14 protein-coding genes and 1 pseudogene are annotated in these 15,578 nt (G+C 64.8%); 4 read left to right on the top strand and 11 right to left on the bottom strand.

Annotation, left to right across the window (positions count from 1 at the left end; all coding sequences use genetic code 11):
- Window positions 1-428: 428 nt before the first annotated feature.
- Window positions 429-1,463: an IS110 family transposase gene (locus V5279_RS02330; RefSeq protein WP_166294930.1), complete on the bottom strand. Its 1,035-nt coding sequence runs from the start codon at window positions 1,461-1,463 to the stop codon at window positions 429-431.
- A gap of 523 nt (window positions 1,464-1,986) precedes the next feature.
- Here V5279_RS02330 and V5279_RS02335 point away from each other — a divergent pair.
- Entirely contained in the window at window positions 1,987-2,385 is a 399-nt protein-coding gene (locus V5279_RS02335) for a nuclear transport factor 2 family protein (RefSeq protein WP_029079623.1), read from the top strand.
- Between the two features lie 71 nt (window positions 2,386-2,456).
- Here V5279_RS02335 and V5279_RS02340 read toward each other — a convergent pair whose 3' ends face one another.
- The 7 genes and pseudogenes from V5279_RS02340 to cyoA all read right to left on the bottom strand — a co-directional run bounded on the left by V5279_RS02340 (window position 2,457) and on the right by cyoA (window position 9,367).
- A complete protein-coding gene (locus tag V5279_RS02340; RefSeq protein ID WP_338694759.1) occupies window positions 2,457-2,993 on the bottom strand; it encodes a response regulator transcription factor in 537 nt (178 codons plus the stop codon).
- Window positions 2,983-4,313 (bottom strand): annotated as a pseudogene (locus V5279_RS02345) (ATP-binding protein). The gene V5279_RS02340 and the pseudogene V5279_RS02345 overlap by 11 nt, the downstream one beginning before the upstream one ends.
- A gap of 28 nt (window positions 4,314-4,341) precedes the next feature.
- On the bottom strand, window positions 4,342-5,145 hold the full coding sequence (locus tag V5279_RS02350) for an SURF1 family protein (RefSeq protein ID WP_414645993.1): 804 nt from the start codon (window positions 5,143-5,145) through the stop codon (window positions 4,342-4,344).
- 26 nt (window positions 5,146-5,171) lie between these two features.
- Window positions 5,172-5,564 carry a cytochrome o ubiquinol oxidase subunit IV gene (gene cyoD, locus V5279_RS02355; protein WP_338694760.1) on the bottom strand — a complete coding sequence of 131 codons (393 nt, stop codon included), beginning with the start codon at window positions 5,562-5,564 and terminating at the stop codon, window positions 5,172-5,174.
- Complete coding sequence (gene cyoC / locus V5279_RS02360) at window positions 5,561-6,190, bottom strand: cytochrome o ubiquinol oxidase subunit III (protein WP_029079628.1); 630 nt, start codon at window positions 6,188-6,190, stop codon at window positions 5,561-5,563. Before cyoC ends, cyoD begins: the two co-directional genes overlap by 4 nt.
- Window positions 6,187-8,190, bottom strand: a complete 2,004-nt coding sequence (cyoB, locus tag V5279_RS02365; RefSeq protein WP_338694761.1) for a cytochrome o ubiquinol oxidase subunit I — start codon at window positions 8,188-8,190, stop codon at window positions 6,187-6,189. Before cyoB ends, cyoC begins: the two co-directional genes overlap by 4 nt.
- Before the next feature lie 10 nt (window positions 8,191-8,200).
- Window positions 8,201-9,367, bottom strand: coding sequence for a ubiquinol oxidase subunit II (gene cyoA / locus V5279_RS02370; protein ID WP_338694762.1), 1,167 nt, complete (start codon window positions 9,365-9,367; stop codon window positions 8,201-8,203).
- A 181-nt stretch (window positions 9,368-9,548) separates the two neighbouring features.
- Here cyoA and V5279_RS02375 point away from each other — a divergent pair, with 181 nt between their 5' ends.
- The gene (locus V5279_RS02375; RefSeq protein ID WP_414645890.1) at window positions 9,549-10,859 is read left to right on the top strand and encodes an MFS transporter; all 1,311 of its coding nucleotides are present in this window, start codon (window positions 9,549-9,551) and stop codon (window positions 10,857-10,859) included.
- 185 nt (window positions 10,860-11,044) lie between these two features.
- Here V5279_RS02375 and V5279_RS02380 read toward each other — a convergent pair whose 3' ends face one another.
- The gene (locus V5279_RS02380) at window positions 11,045-11,689 is read right to left on the bottom strand and encodes a transporter (RefSeq protein WP_338694763.1); all 645 of its coding nucleotides are present in this window, start codon (window positions 11,687-11,689) and stop codon (window positions 11,045-11,047) included.
- A 350-nt stretch (window positions 11,690-12,039) separates the two neighbouring features.
- Between V5279_RS02380 and V5279_RS02385 the strand changes: the two genes are divergently transcribed.
- Both V5279_RS02385 and V5279_RS02390 read left to right on the top strand, forming a co-directional pair.
- Complete coding sequence (locus V5279_RS02385; protein WP_338694764.1) at window positions 12,040-12,390, top strand: hypothetical protein; 351 nt, start codon at window positions 12,040-12,042, stop codon at window positions 12,388-12,390.
- A gap of 118 nt (window positions 12,391-12,508) precedes the next feature.
- The gene (locus V5279_RS02390; protein WP_338694766.1) at window positions 12,509-12,910 is read left to right on the top strand and encodes a c-type cytochrome; all 402 of its coding nucleotides are present in this window, start codon (window positions 12,509-12,511) and stop codon (window positions 12,908-12,910) included.
- A gap of 162 nt (window positions 12,911-13,072) precedes the next feature.
- Here V5279_RS02390 and V5279_RS02395 read toward each other — a convergent pair whose 3' ends face one another.
- On the bottom strand, window positions 13,073-14,575 hold the full coding sequence (locus V5279_RS02395) for a M48 family metalloprotease (RefSeq protein WP_414645891.1): 1,503 nt from the start codon (window positions 14,573-14,575) through the stop codon (window positions 13,073-13,075).
- A gap of 54 nt (window positions 14,576-14,629) precedes the next feature.
- A complete protein-coding gene (locus tag V5279_RS02400; RefSeq protein WP_338694768.1) occupies window positions 14,630-15,373 on the bottom strand; it encodes a thermonuclease family protein in 744 nt (247 codons plus the stop codon).
- Window positions 15,374-15,578 lie beyond the last annotated feature (205 nt).

Below are 15,578 nucleotides of genomic sequence, written 5' to 3' on the forward strand. Positions count from 1 at the left end.
GTCGCAGGACCGGGCTTTTTGTTTTGTGGCGAGCGTTGCAACGCCACCGAAGTAAGCGGCAACGCTGCGTCCACGCGGCTCTCTATTCGTAGCCCGGATGCAGCGCAAGCGAAATCCGGAGACGCTCCATCCGGGGGTCGACTTGTCCCGGATTTCGCTTCGCTTCATCCGGGCTTCTGTAACGGGCCTTTGTAAGTCAATCCCTTTTTGCGTGATCCACTCGCCGGGCACTTGCTTCTGTACGGGATCGGCGCGAAGGCCGTCGCCTGATGGGGTGCATTGAGGAGCCGGCCGGCCAATCTACGGAAGCGTGGTTGTGAGCCACTTCCCGGATGGCGGCCTGACCGGATCCATCGTCCCGGCGCAGGGACCTCGCTCAGGGAGAGCCTGGTGTCGTGGCCCGCCCAGAACCGATTGCTGCTCCTTGCTTAGGTTGCCGAGGCCTTGGCCATCGGGTTGAACGGTTTGGCGTCGGCGAGCATGCGATGCAGAACGACGGCGAGCTTGCGTGCGAGCGCCACCTTGGCCTTGCGCAGGCCTGCGCGCCGGGCGATCCGCATCGCCCAGCCTTTCAGCGCCGAGCAGTTCCTGACCGGCTTGGTCAGCATGACGTGAGCCGCCTGATAGAGCGCCTCGCGCACGGAGGCATCGCCGATCTTGCTGATGCGGCCGGTATAGTCGGTTTCGCCCGATTGGTACTTCTTCGGGGTGAGGCCAAAATGCGCTCCCGTCGCCTTCGAGGACCGGAAGCGCTTCGGGTCGTCGACCGCCGAGGCGTAGGTAAGCGCCACGATCGGGCCGACGGACGGTGTCGTCATCAGGAGGCGGGCTTGAGGGTGCGACCTGGCGAGCTTTTGGGTGTGCTTATCCAGGCCATTGAACTCGCGCCGCAGCACGGCGTGGGCTTCGAGCAGCGCCTGTGCCACGATCTCAAGTCCGGGATGGCCCGCTACGAGCTCCCGGATGCGTTCGGCGAACGTGCGCTCGGTGGTCGTGCCGACCTTCAGACCGAAGCCGCGGAGCACGCCGCGCAGGCTGTTCTCGATGTCGCGCAGCTTGGACTGCAGCAGCTTGCGTGCCGTCAGAACCGCCCGCGTCTCCTGCGCTTCGATCGACTTGCAGTGCACCGGCCGGAACCAGCCCAGCCGCATCAGTTGCGCGATCCCGCGGGCATCGTTGCGGTCCGACTTCACCGGCATCGCCTTGAAGGCATCGCGGACGTGCCGCGTCTCCAACAGTTCGACTGCCAGGCCCGCATCCCGCATCGCTGCGTAGAGCCATTGCGACAGCGGACCAGCCTCCAGCCCGATCCGTTCCAGCACCAACCCCAGCGACCGCAACCAGGTGATCAAGGCCTCCGGCTCACTCGCAACCCTCGCCTCGCGCAAAATCTTACCTGTCCCATCGACAAGGCAGACGCTCGAGCATTCCAAAGACACGTCGATTCCTGCATAGTGGTACATGGTCGTCCCTTAATGATGCTTGGAGCGGGCTTGCCCGACTCCGTTTATTGACACCATCAGTTTGAGGGACGACCGCCTTCCAACCAACAGGCCGCTCGCGAGCGCGCTTCCAAATCGCGCCGTAGCGAGCGGGCGGCCGGCCCGTTACCCCATCTACAGGCAGACGCCCCGTCATCCTGAGGTGCGAGCTCTTGCGAGCCTCGAAGGATGCACGGCCCGAGTGCTTGCAGGTGCGCGCGGAAATAGCCGGGCTGTCGCCCTTCGAGACGCGCTGCGCGCTCCTCAGGATGACGGCGAGGCACTCTCCACTTCGCTAGCTCGCTAGCTGGGCTACTGCATCGGCCGCTTCACCCGCTGCTTCTCTCGAGCTTCCGCGCCAGCCACGTAAACGATCCTGACCGGAATCGCCTTGAGTTGTTTCACGGATGACGACGGCAATCGGTGCCCGGCATGCTATGCTGGCCGCCCTGCCGTTATTGGATCGACGTTAAGATGACCCATCAATTTGCAGAGGAGAAATCCGATGGCATCCAATGTTGAGGCAACCAGGAAGGGCTATGAGGCCTTTCAACGTGGTGACATTCCAGCGCTCATCAGGGATCTGATCGATGACGACTGCACGTGGATAACCCCAGGTCCCCAGGATAAATTGCCTTGGGCCGGGACCTTTAGGGGAAAGCAGCAGATTGCAAACTTCTTCGTCCAGGTCGGCGAGAATTTGGAATTCAGCGAGTTTGCTCCGCGTGAGATGATCGAGCAGGGCGACACCGTCGTGGTCTTGGGCACACTCACGGCGCGGGCAAAGAGAACAGGCAAGACCGTAACGAACGAATGGGCCCACGTTTTCAAGTACCGCGACGGAAAGGCGGTCCGTTTTCAGGAGTACATCGACACTGCGGCGGATGTTGCCGCGATGTCCTGACGGAGCGAGAGGCAGCCGGCTGAATCAGGCGCGCATTCGCGTGTCTCGTTGGCGTCGTCGGCCTCTATCGCCTACTTCACCCGCTGCTTCTCGAGCTTGCGCGCGAGCGTCCGGCGGTGCATGCCGAGGCGGCGGGCGGCTTCGGAGATATTGAAATCGGTCTCGATCAGGGTCTGGTGGATGCGTTCCCATTCCAGCGTCTTGATCGAGGTCGGCCGCGCGCCGACCTCGATGGCGGCGTTGCCTTGCGCTTTAAGGAACGCGGCCTCGATGTCATCGGTGTTGGAGGGCTTGGCCAGATAGTGGCAGGCGCCGAGCTTGATCGCCTCGACCGCGGTCGCGATGCTGGCGAACCCGGTCAGCACGACGATCAGCATCTCCGGATCATGCGCGTGCAGCGCTTCGACGCAGGCGAGGCCGGAGGCGCCGCCGGCGAGCTTCAGGTCGACCACGGCATAGCCGGGCGATTGTACTTCCAGGAGATGCCGCACCTCGTCGAGCGAGGCCGTCACCGCGACACCGTAGCCGCGGCGCACGAACGAGCGCTTCAGTGTGCGGGCAAAGCCGGCGTCGTCCTCGACGATCAGGAGCTGGCGTTCATCCGTCAAGATGGTCTCCGATCGCGAGCGTCGACAGCGGCAGCTCGAGCCTGACCGCGGCGCCGATATCCGGGCGGTTGCGCGCCGTCACCACGCCGCCCAGCTTGCGCACCACGTTGCCGACCAGGAACAGGCCGAGGCCGCTGCCGGGGCTGCCCTTGGTCGATTGATAAGGCTTGCCGACATGCGCCAGCATCTCGCGCGAGAAGCCCGGGCCGCGATCGATCACCGACAGCACCAGCCTGTCGCGATCGCGCTCCGCCGTCAGCTCGATCCAGTCGCGCGAGACCTCGGCGGCATTGTCGAGCACGTTGAAGATCGCCTGCTTGAGCGCGATGTCGGAGACGATCGGCAGGTCGGCCCCGAAGGCGTTGCGGAAATACAGCGTCGCCGACGGCCGCGACGTCCGCCATTCCTCGACCAGCGCCGACAGGAATGCAGCGACCGTGGTCGGCGAGGAGCCTTCGCCGCGGGCCTCGCCGGCCGACAGCAGGATGCCGGTGACGATCGTCTTGCAGCGCTGCACCGAGATCTCCATCTCGCCGAGGTCCTGCGACAGCTCGGGATCGGAGGCGAGCGCGGGCATCCGGCGCCAGTCACCCAGGATGACTGAGAGCGAAGCGAGCGGCGTGCCGAGTTCGTGCGCGGCGCCGGAGGCCAGCAGCCCCATCCGGACGATATGGTCCTGTTCGGCCGCGTCCTGGCGCAGCGCCGCGAGGCGGAGGTCGCGGTCGCGCAGGTTGCGGTTGATCCGCGTCATGAACACCACGAGCAGCACGGCGTCGAGCACGAGGCCGATGAAGGTGCCGACGATATGGAGGTTGAACGCATCGGCAAAGCCCTGCTGCGGCAGCTCCAGCGGCCGGTAATAGTTGGTCAGCCAGGCGAAGTTCATGCACACCAGCGCCACCAGCGACCAGGTCGAGGGGGCGTCGAGCAGCACCGCGCCAAGCGTGACCTGCAGCAGATAGAGCGACGTGAAGGGATTGGTGGCGCCGCCGCTGAGATAGAGCAGGACGGTGAGCGCGCAGCAACGTCGAGCGTCAGCGCGATCAGGAGCTCGCGGTTGTTGATGTCGGCGCGGTAGCGCAGCCACAGCAGGCTGACGAGATTGAGCGCCACCAGCCCCGAGATCACGGCCGCCATCGGCATCAGCGGCAGCGCGACGCCCATCCAGAACTGCACAAAGCCGATGGTCGCGATCTGGCCGATCACCGCGATCCAGCGCAGCTGGACCAGCAGGGCCATGTTCTTGCGGTTGGTGGCGACGTCGGCGGGAGCTGCGAGATCGAACGGCATGCCGGCAGCCGCGTTCACGGCGGACGGCATTACGGCCGTGCCGGTCTCGGCCTTTTCGTCATGCGGATCCGATGTGCGCTCGAGCATCTGGGCCTGTGTCGCGAGACAGATTGCGGGCTGCGCCGATCAGGCGGCGCACGGCGGCGCGCCTTGAGTCCCACCCTGGATCAGCGCCGGCGCGGCCCCTGCCGCTGATGATGCGCAGGAGCGCGCCCGCCAGCATAAAGGCCAGCGCGAACCATGTCAGCGCGTAAACTAGGTGGTTGTTCGGAAACCGCACCATCGTGAGCCCGCCGATGGGGTAGCCGCCCGGATTGGGCGTTGCATCGGCGTCGATGAAGAAGGGGGCGACCTGCGACAATCGGCGGCTGGCGGCGATCGCTGCGACGTCGCGCGAATACCAATGGCCCGATGCGGGGTCGTTGCTGCGCAGGAAGCCGCCCTTCGGCTCCGAGATTCGCAAGAGGCCGGTGACGCTGACGGTGCCCTGCCGCTCGCCGTCGCGCCGCGTTGCAGGATCGCGTCTGTCAGGCGGCACAAAGCCGCGATTGACCAGCACCGTGGTTCCGTCAGCCATGCGCAGCGGGGTCAGCACCCAGAAGCCCGGGCCGTCGGTCGTCACGGCCTGCACCAGCGTCTCGTCGGTATTGAGGAAAGTGCCGCTGACGGTGACACGGCGGTACTCGTCGCTCGCGGCGGTGACCGCCGGCCATGACGACGGAGGCGGCGGCGCTGTTGGCGCCGCATGCATGCGCTGCTCGACCCGCCCGATCAGCGCCAGCTTCCAGGTCCTGCGTTCGACCTGCCAGGCCCCGAGCGCGATCAGCAGCACCACGCCCAGCATGCCGAGCGTGAGCAGCACAAGCGATGGTCTGGCCGACCGACTGGTCACGGCATCTGGCTCATGTCGTGCAGGGGCATCATGTTGACGTTGAGATGATGCATGACCCACAGCGAGCCGGTCAGCGCGATCACCACCATGATCACGGTGAAGATCAGCGCCATCATGGTCCAGCCGTTCTCGGACCGCGTGTTCATGTGCAGGAAGTACACCATGTGCACGACGATCTGCACCGCGGCGAGCACGAGCACGATCAGCGCGGTGACCTGCTTGTCGACGATGGTGCCGGTCATCACCAGCCAGAACGGCACCGCGGTGAGGATCACCGAGAGGCCGAAGCCGATCAGATAGCTCTTCAGCGAGCCATGGGCGGCGCCACCATGGTCATCATGGCCGTGACCGCCGGCGGCGGAGTGCAGGGCGTGAGAGTCTGTTGTCATCGCAGCATTCCCAGGAGGTAGACGAAGGTGAAGACGCCGATCCAGACCACGTCGAGGAAGTGCCAGAACATCGAGAGGCACATCAGCCGGCGCCGGTTGGCTTCGGTCAGGCCGAAACGCGCGGTCTGCACCATCAGCGTCACCAGCCAGACCAGGCCGAAGGTGACGTGCAGGCCGTGGGTGCCGACCAGGGTGAAGAACGACGACAGGAAAGCGCTGCGCTGCGGCGTCGCGCCCTCGTGGATCATGTGCGCGAACTCGGTGAGCTCGATGCCGAGGAAGGCGAGGCCGAACAGTCCGGTGATCGCAAGCCAAATCTGCGTCGCGCCGATCCTCGATTTCTCCATCGTCAGCATGGCAAAGCCATAGGTGATCGAGGAGAGCAGCAGCATCGTGGTGTTGAGCGCGACCAGCTTGAGGTCGAACAGGTCCTTCGGCGCCGGACCGGCGGCATAGTTGCCGCCGAGCACGCCATAGGTCGCAAACAGCATCGCGAAGATGAGGCAGTCGCTCATCAGGTAGATCCAGAAGCCCAGCATGGTGCTGGCGCCTTCCGGATGCGCATGCTCGTCGATGACGTGAAAGATCGGTTCGGAGCTTTGGGTGGAGACGGTAGCAACGGTCATGGCTGGGCTCCCGCGGCGAGAACGCGCGTCCGCGCATCTTCGGTCCGCACCACCTCATCCGCCGGGATGTGGAAGTCGCGGTGATAGTTGAAGGTGTGGCCGATCGCGACCGCGAGCAGCGCAATGAAGCTTATGGCGGCGAGCCACCAGATGTACCAGATCAGGCCGAACCCCATGACTGTCGCCAGTCCGGCGAGGATGATTCCGGTGCCGGTGTTGGACGGCATGTGGATCGGCTTGAAGCCGGTGAGCGGACGCCGGTAGCCGCGGCGCTTCATGTCCCACCAAGCATCGTTATCGTAGACCACAGGCGTAAAAGCGAAGTTGTAGTCCGGCGGCGGCGAGGATGTCGCCCATTCCAGCGTGCGCGCGTCCCAGGGATCGCCGGTGGTGTCCTTCAGCTGCTCGCGTCTGAGAATGCTGACCGCGAACTGCACCAGCATGGCGCCGATGCCGAGCAAAATCAGGAACGCGCCGAAGGCCGCGATGACGAACCAGATTTGTAATGACGGATCGTCGAACACGCGGAGCCGTCTCGTCACGCCCATCAGGCCGAGCACGTAGAGCGGCATGAAGGCGAAGTAGAAGCCCGAGACCCAGAACCAGAACGACAGCTTGCCCCAGAACGGATCGAGCCTGAAGCCGAACGCCTTCGGGAACCAGTAGTTGATGCCGGCGAACAGGCCGAACAGCACGCCGCCGATGATCACGTTGTGGAAATGCGCGATCAGGAACAGGCTGTTATGCAGCACGAAATCGGCCGGCGGCACCGCGAGCAGCACGCCGGTCATGCCGCCGATCACGAAGGTCAGCATGAACGCCACCGTCCACATCATCGGCAGCTCGAAGCGGATGCGGCCGCGATACATCGTGAACAGCCAGTTGAACATCTTCGCGCCCGTCGGGATCGAGATGATCATCGTGGTGATGCCGAAGAACGAGTTCACGCTGGCGCCGGAGCCCATCGTGAAGAAGTGGTGCAGCCAGACCAGGTAGGACAGGATGGTGATGACGACCGTGGCGTAGACCATCGAGGTGTAGCCGAACAGCCGCTTGCCGGAGAACGTCGCGGTCACCTCAGAGAAGATGCCGAACGCCGGCAGCACCAGGATGTAGACCTCGGGGTGGCCCCAGATCCAGATCAGGTTCACGTACATCATCGGGTTGCCGCCGAAGTCGTTCGTGAAGAAATTTGTGCCGACGTAACGGTCGAGCGACAGCAGCGCCAGCACCGCGGTGAGCACCGGGAAGGAGGCGACGATCAGGACGTTGGTGCAGAGCGAAGTCCAGGTGAACACCGGCATCTTCATCATCGTCATGCCCGGCGCGCGCAGCTTGACGATGGTGCAGACCAGGTTGATGCCCGATAGCGTCGTGCCGACGCCGGCGACCTGTAGTCCCCATATGTAGTAGTCGACGCCGACGTCGGGACTGTAGCCGATGTTCGACAGCGGCGGGTAGGCGAGCCAGCCGGTGCGGGCGAATTCGCCGACGAACAGCGACATCATCACCAGCACGGCGCCGCCGACCGTCATCCAGAAGCTGAAATTGTTGAGGAAGGGGAAGGAGACGTCGCGGGCGCCGATCTGCAGCGGCACCACATAGTTCATCAGGCCGGTCACCAGCGGCATCGCCACGAAGAAGATCATGATCACGCCGTGCGCGGTGAAGACCTGGTCGTAGTGATGGGCCGGGAGATAGCCGTCCGAGCCGTTGAAGGCGATCGCCTGCTGCAGCCGCATCATCAGCGCGTCCGCGAAGCCGCGCAGCAGCATCACGATGCCGAGGATCATGTACATGATGCCGATGCGCTTGTGGTCGACGGTGGTGAACCACTCGCGCCACAGATAGCCCCAGAGCCGGAAATAGGTGACGAGGGCGAACAGCGCGAGGCCGCCGGTCGCGACCACGGCGAAGGTGCCGACCAGGATCGGCTCATGGAACGGCAGCGCTTCCAGATTGAGGCGGCCGAAGATCATCTTGATGAGATCGGGATTCATGCGGCGCTCCTCAGGAGTCTGATTTCGGGCGCTGGCCGAGCAGCAAAGAGGTCGATGACGGATGGGCGGGCGAGAACGGCGGGCGCTTCAGCCCGACGCCGCGCAGCGGCGTCAGGTCGAGCGGGGCGAGAACGTCGCGCGACGGCGCGTCCTTGATCTCGTCCATCGAGCAGATGCCGGCGACGAAGGTCGGCTCGGTGCCGAGCGGCGCGCCGCGGCGGGCGTATTTGTCGTAAGTGAGCGGCAGCGTGTTGTTGAGGCCTTCGCGGCCGAGGCCGCCCTCGGCGTCGATCGCCATCATCTCGCTCATGCACATCTTGCCCGGCTCGACGCACATGTTGAGGATCGCCTTGTAGAGATCGCGATCGACGGTGCCATAGAGCCGCACCGGATCGTTCTGGCTCGGGCGCTCGAGCTGCAGATAGTCGGTGCGGCCGAGCATGTTGGTGCTGGCCTTGGCGTTGGCGACCCACTTGTCGAAGCCGGACGCCGACAGGCTCTTGAAGTCGAAATGCATGCCGGAGAAGCCGGCGCCGCTGTAATTGGCGGAGAAGCCGCGGAAGGTGCCTTCCTGGTTGGCGACCGCGTGCAGCTTGGTTTCCATGCCCGGCATGGCATAGATCTGGCCGGCGAGCGCGGGGATGTAGAACGAGTTCATCACGGAGGAGGCCGTGATGCGGAAGCGGATCGGGCGGTCGATCGGAGCTGCGAGCTCGTTGACGGCGGCGACGCCGTAATCCGGGTAGATGAACAGCCACTTCCAGTCGAGCGCGACCACCTCGACATTGAGCGGGGCGTCCTTGCTCTCGATCGGCTTGTCGGCGGCGATGCGGCCGAGCGAGCGGTAGGGATCGAGCAGGTGCGTGCCCATCCAGGTCAGTGCACCGAGGCAGATGATGATCAGCAGCGGCGCCGACCAGATCACGAGCTCGAGCTGGGTCGAGTGATCCCACTCCGGCTCGTAGGGTGCTTCGGTATTGGATTGCCGGTAGCGCCAGGCGAAGAAGATGGTCAGCGCCATCACCGGAAGCACGATCACGAGCATCAGGATGGTGGAGATCACGACGAGGTCGCGCTGCTGGGCGGCGATGTCGCCGGCGGGCGCCAGGACGACGAAATCGCACCCGCCAAGGAACGCCGCGAACGGCAATAAGGCCAATAATTTCAAGGCGCGCACGGCTCACCCCCAAGGGATCGGCTGGAATTTTATGAGTTCCGCCAACGGGTAGCTGCGATGCAGCAAAGTTGACATTGGACAATTTGTCCAATGTTGCACTGCGGGATAGGAGGTCAGAAGGTGAAGTGGACCGCGTGGCAAATTCTGCCCGTGGCCTCATCTTGAAGGACGGTCTCCGGCGATGGCACAGGCCCCAGCAATGGCTCACGGCACCCCGACGGCATCAGGTCGCGGGCAGGCGAAACCCGGCGAAATCGCCATCGGCGTCATCATCGGACGCACCTCGGAATTCTTCGACTTCTTCGTCTATGCGATCGCCTCGGTGATCGTGTTCCCGAAGCTGGTCTTCCCGTTCGTCAATGAACTGACCGGCACGCTCTATTCGTTCGCGATCTTCGCGTTGGCCTTCGCCGCGCGGCCGCTCGGCACCGTGATCTTCATGGCGGTCGACCGCCGCCACGGCAAGGGCGCCAAGCTCGTCATCGCGCTGTTCCTGCTCGGCACCTCCACGGTCGCGATCGCCTTCCTGCCCGGCTACGACACGATCGGCGTCGCGGCGATCTGGCTATTGGCTGCCGCGCGGCTCGCGCAGGGCATCGCCTGGGGCGGCGCGTGGGACGGTCTCGCCTCGCTGCTCGCGATGAATTCGCCGCCGAATCGCCGCGGCTGGTACGCGATGGTGCCGCAACTCGGCGCGCCGCTCGGACTGATCGTGGCGAGCGCGCTGTTCGCCTTCTTCGCCGGCAACCTCTCGGCGGATGATTTCTTCGATTGGGGCTGGCGCTATCCGTTCTTCGTCGCCTTCGCCATCAACGTGGTGGCACTGTTCGCGCGGCTGCGCATGGTGGCGACCGATGAATATTCCGAGCTGTTCGAAAGCCGCGATCTGGAGCCGGCGCGCGTCGGCGAGACCATCAAGCAGGAGGGCCGCCACATCCTGCTCGGCGCGTTTGCGCCGCTGGCGAGCTTTGCCCTGTTCCACATGGTCACGGTGTTTCCGCTGTCCTGGGTGTTCCTGTTCACCAAGGAAAGCCCGGTGCGCTTCCTGATCATCGAGATGATCGGCGCCGCGGTCGGCGTCGTCGCGATCATCGCCTCCGGCATGATCGCCGACCGCGTCGGCCGCAAGCCGCTGCTGCTGGGATCGGCGGTCGCGATCGCAGTCTATAGCGGCTTTGCCCCGCAGCTGCTCGATGCCGGCGCGGTCGGCGAGACCGTCTATATGGTGCTCGGCTTCGTGCTGCTCGGCCTGTCGTTCGGCCAGTCGTCGGGCGCGATCGCCTCGAGCTTCGCGCGGACCTATCGCTACACGGCCTCGGCGCTGACCTCGGATTTCGCCTGGCTGTTCGGCGCCGGCTTTGCCCCACTCGCAGCGCTGCTGCTGGCGACCCATTTCGGCCTGATCTCGGCCGGCGCGTATCTCCTGTCGGGCGCGGTGTGGACGCTGCTTGCGCTGTGGCTCAGCGGCCTGCGCGAAGCCGAAGTCAATTAGCCACGCAGCCCTGTCTTCTCCTTCCCCCTGAAAGGGGGAAGGTCGGGATGGGGGTCAGCCGCAGGCGCCGCTGCAAGCGGAGAGAGCGGATCCCCACCCGCTTTGCTCTGGCGAGCAAAGCGACCTCCCCTTTTCAAGGGGAGGTGGAAGCGCCGCGTGGATGGAGATTGGCCCATCACCCATCGTCACCGGAACAGTCCGTCGACGCGGAACGAATACCCTACGCCGACGATATAGTTCGGCGAGTTGCGGTTGAGCCCGAACGCGACGTGGAGGTCGACCTGCTGGGTCGGCGTGATCCGGTAGAGACCGCCGGAATTGATCAGCTGGGTCGGCCGCGCGCCATCGGGATAGTCGCCGACATATTCGGTGAATGCGCTGATCCGCTCGGTCAGCTTCTTCTCGATCACGAAGGTCGCTTCCGACATGTGTCGTCCCGTCAGCTCGGCGGGACGGAAGAATTCCGTGAGCATGCCGCTGACGCCCCAGCCGTCATGCAGCTCCCAGGACCATGGCAGCTGGATGTAGGGCTGCGCGCCGCGCCCGGCGATTTCGGCCGCACCGGTCGGCAGTGCGACACCGGCGGTGATGGAGAGGTCGATTTTCCCCGGCACCGGGCTGATCTGCCATTTGATGCCGGGCGCGACGTCGGAAAAGCCCGAGGCGCCGGGCGACTTCAGCGTGCCGGTATAGCTCGGCAGGTCGATCAGCACTTCGAGGCAGGGCGCGATGCCGAGCCGCCAGCGGCTGTTGCTGCCGTCGATGCTGCGGCCAGCGTTGCGGCCGGTCAGGTTGATGCCGTTCTCGTTCTGCAAGCTCCCGACCGGCACGACGATACTCGAATTGGTTACGTCGGGCCGGTCGGTCGCAATTTCGTCGCTCGCCTTGGGACAGCCGTCCGCGCGCGCAGCGGTGGCTGCTGCGAGTGTGAGCGCAGCAAGCGCGCACCCGAGTTGGGCAAGTCGAGCGACGGCGCCGCACCGGTTGGGAAACACTGGGGATGCTCCTGTCGCGCGGCGCGCTGCGGAGGTGGCAGCCTTGAATAGATCGGCCGACGACGCGGATATTCCTGGCAGGCGGGAAGAAACTTCAACAAGACGTGCTGATGTCAGCGATCAATGCGGCTGGCGTCCAGCGCCATTGTGCGGCAAGCTTGGGCTGCCGATCGAGGCGGCACGGCATGACCGCTCGAACGCCACGCGAATATCGCGCATCGATTGCCATTGGCGCTCTGCTGCTGGGTCTGCTGGACCCCTCGGGGGCCCTTGCCCGCGGGGGCAGCTTTCCGCGCGATGACCCCTGGAACGCGGAGCGCATCGACAATCTGCCGCCCGATATCCGCAATGCGGTCCTGCATATGTGCGGGTCACGGCCCAATGCCGGGCGCTATTTCGCGACCTATCTCGACAACTCCCGCGTGGTCAGGCTGCACTTCGAGCATTCAATTGCGAGGGCGCGCAGCAATTGCACCACCGCGCCGATGGCTGTCTGCATCAGGACTACGCCCGCTCGGGCGCGCATTATCATCTGATCCGCAATTACGTCGGCCGCTGCGAGGATTGAAGGAACCGCGCCCGCAGGCGGAATTTCAGGGAATAGAATGGCAGGGTGGCTGCTCCTGTTGTGGTGGCAAACAGGAGCCCCATGGAATGACCATTCGTTCGATCGCAGGCGCTATCGCGCCGCGGCACGCCAAACTCGCCGCGATGGCGGCGATTGCGCTTCTACTCGCCCTCAACAGCGCCCGGGCGGCGGGAGATCCGGCGCGTGGCGCCACGCTGTATCAGGGCTGCGGCGATTGCCATTCGATTGAGAAGAACGACGTCGGCCCGTTGCACAAGGGTGTCGTCGGCCGCCTCGCCGGCACGGTTGCGGGCTACAATTACTCGCCGGCGCTGAAGGACTCGAAGATCGTGTGGACTGAGGCCAATCTCGACAAATGGCTGACCGGTCCGGACGCCATGGTTCCGGGCACCAAGATGTTCTACGAGGTTCAGGATCCAAAGGATCGCGCCGACATCATCGCCTTCCTCAAGGAGAAGGCGAAATAGCGCATTCTCTCTCTACGTCGTCCCTGCGGAAGCACGGACCTATGACCACAGGAATATGTTATTAGGGCGCGCTGTGGCCCCAACTTTTTCCATCAATCGATAACGGTGGTTATAGGTCCCGGCGTTCGCCGGGATGACGGTGGTGAGGGTGCGTGCACGGCCTCAATCCACCACGATCTTGACGCGGTCGCGCGGCTTCACCTGGGCGTGGGAATCGAGTCCGTTGAGCACGCGGAAGCGCTCGGAGGGGTGATCGACGCCGGCCATGCGGTGCGACAGCGATTCCACGGTATCGCCGGGCTGCACGTTGATGACCTTGATGCGCAGCGGGCGCGCGGCCTGGATCTCGTCGAGCGTCAGGCGGCGGAACGAGTTGACGGTCTCGCGTGCGTTGCGCTCGCTCTCGGTGGATTTCTGCTTGGCAGCGAAGATGAAGCGATAGACGTCGCTGCCGAAGCGCAGCGCGTAGACCTTGAACTGCCACTGGTCGCCATGCGCGGTGGCCGATGCCGCCGGAAAGCCGTTGATGTTGAGGTCCTCGGTCGAGGATTTCTCGACGCCTTCCATCCAGCCGGAGTTCAGATAGTCGCCGAGCGACTGCTCGGCCGGCACCCGCACCACATCGAAGCGCATCGCCTGGCTGCCGCCCTCGCGCACGCCGATCACCGCCTGCGCGGTGTTGTCGAGCGTGAAATTGTCGGGCGCGGTGAAGGTGAAGCCGAGCTTGGGATGCAGGAAGCGGCGGCCCCGAACAAACCCCTCGCTGGGGTCCTCGCCATAGACGATGTTGTCGATCGCGGCGAGATAGGTCTCGCGGTCGCGCTCGTTGTTTTCGGGCGACGAATATTGCCGCGCGGTGGTCTGCGCATTGGCGATGCGCTCAGGCGTCGCCGGATGCGACGAGGTAAAGTCTTGCGCGCGCGGATCGAGCGCGGTCTTGCCGACCTTGAGCGCGGCATTGCGCTCCATCGCGGTCAGGAAGCGCGCTGCGCCGTAAGGATCGAAATGTGCGCGCGCGGCGATTCCGACGCCGATGCCGTCGGCCTCGAACTCCTGCTGCCGCGAGAAGCTCGCCATCGTCAGCTTGGTCTTGGCGAGCGCCAGCGCCGTGAGATCGGGGTCGCTGCTCATGTCGGTGACGACGCGCGTCACCACCGCGGCCTGGCGCGCCTGGTCCTCGCGCATCGCGGCGTGCTTGGCCAGTACATGCGCCATCTCGTGGCTCAGCACCGAGGAGAGCTCGGAAGTGTCGCTGGCGAGCGCGATCAGGCCGCGCGTGACGTAGAGCTGACCGGTCGGCAGCGCGAAGGCGTTGACTGCGCCGGAATTGAGGATCGTGACCTTGTAGGCCTGGTCGGGCCGTTCGGACGCGGCGACCAACTGATCGACGGTCTTGCTGATCAGGGCCTCCAGCTTCGGATCGTCATAGGCGCCGCCATAGGACGACAGGATGCGCTCATGCTCGCGCTCGCTGTTGGGCGTCTGCTGCACCACGCGGTTCGGCTTCACCGGAGCCGCCGCTGCGGTCGGGGGGGCCTGCTCGAAACGGCCGACATTGCCGATATTGCCGCAGGCCGAGAGCGTCAGGGCCGCGCAGACGAGCGCCAGCGCAGCCCAAAGACGGCGGCCAGTCCCCCCTTCACGCCCTCCTGCGTGCTCAATCACGTCAAATACCCACAAATTGTCCCATGAACCGGCCGGGGCATGGCCTCCTGGCCCCTAGTTCCCGCCGAGCATTTCAAGCTGCCCCACCCGGAGCAATTCGATTCGCGGCCCACGCCGTGCTTCCACCCAGCCTCGCACACGAATCCTACGATTTTCCAGAGACTTGGGCGCAAGCCCGGCCGCCTCGAACGCAGCGACTATGCGCCTTGAAATAGTCGCAGCAAAGTCCCGAGTCCAGTTTCGGCCGAAATTCAGATAGGTCGTCGCGCCAGCCTGACGCACGGACAAAACCCTGCCCTCGACCACTGTAAAACGCCCGATCCCGGCCAAAATATCGTCGGAACTTTCGGCGTTTTTTATGACGCTGGACTCGGCCCAAGTTCCCGATCGGGTGGTCCTCGCCTCGGCCTCCGCCGCCATCAGGGCCGCGGCGCAGTCCTTGTCGGCGATCTCTGAAGACACCAGAGCGAGGCCACGGCGCAGCGATTCACCCTGCACGGACGTCTCTTGGCCGTCGAGGAACGCATAGGCCGGCTGCCGGCCATAGCGGTCCGGCGTGTCATCCTGTCCGCGCAGCGTGACGTCGCGGCCGAGCAGCAGCGCCGACAGCGCGGCGGCGGCCTTCGCCCGGTCCGCGACCTCGATGCCGGCAAGCTTGACCTCACGGCCGTCATCCAGCCGAAAGCTGCGCGCATCGATTACTCCCGCAACACGGCCCTCGCCCTGAATCTCGAAACTGCATCCGGCCGCCTCGGCGCGTCCGATGCAGGCGCCGATCGCGAGGGCGCAGACTGTCATCGTCACCACCCGCGGGCTGCGACGCCATGCTGTATCGCGTGGAAGCATCATGCTGCACTCGGCGTTCCGGCGCGCTCCGTTCGGAGCGCAGTCGCAAATAAGCTCAGTCTGACGGAAAGATCGCATCGGAGCCACAAGCGAAGCGAGACGGCATCGATGGAGCCATCCTTGATTCGGCAACGCATTGCGGATCAATTCTTTGCGG

Source organism: Bradyrhizobium sp. 26S5 (assembly GCF_036923295.1).
Lineage (GTDB): Bacteria > Pseudomonadota > Alphaproteobacteria > Rhizobiales > Xanthobacteraceae > Bradyrhizobium > Bradyrhizobium septentrionale.

What these genes read in the sequence shown, in the direction of transcription:
- V5279_RS02330 (WP_166294930.1), bottom strand. Translation starts at nt 1,463, where the DNA reads ATGTACCACTATGCAGGAATCGACGTGTCTTTGGAATGCTCGAGCGTC.
- V5279_RS02335 (WP_029079623.1), top strand. Translation starts at nt 1,987, where the DNA reads ATGGCATCCAATGTTGAGGCAACCAGGAAGGGCTATGAGGCCTTTCAA.
- cyoD (WP_338694760.1), bottom strand. Translation starts at nt 5,564, where the DNA reads ATGACAACAGACTCTCACGCCCTGCACTCCGCCGCCGGCGGTCACGGC.
- cyoC (WP_029079628.1), bottom strand. Translation starts at nt 6,190, where the DNA reads ATGACCGTTGCTACCGTCTCCACCCAAAGCTCCGAACCGATCTTTCAC.
- cyoB (WP_338694761.1), bottom strand. Translation starts at nt 8,190, where the DNA reads ATGAATCCCGATCTCATCAAGATGATCTTCGGCCGCCTCAATCTGGAA.
- V5279_RS02375 (WP_414645890.1), top strand. Translation starts at nt 9,549, where the DNA reads ATGGCACAGGCCCCAGCAATGGCTCACGGCACCCCGACGGCATCAGGT.
- V5279_RS02385 (WP_338694764.1), top strand. Translation starts at nt 12,040, where the DNA reads ATGACCGCTCGAACGCCACGCGAATATCGCGCATCGATTGCCATTGGC.
- V5279_RS02390 (WP_338694766.1), top strand. Translation starts at nt 12,509, where the DNA reads ATGACCATTCGTTCGATCGCAGGCGCTATCGCGCCGCGGCACGCCAAA.
- V5279_RS02400 (WP_338694768.1), bottom strand. Translation starts at nt 15,373, where the DNA reads ATGACAGTCTGCGCCCTCGCGATCGGCGCCTGCATCGGACGCGCCGAG.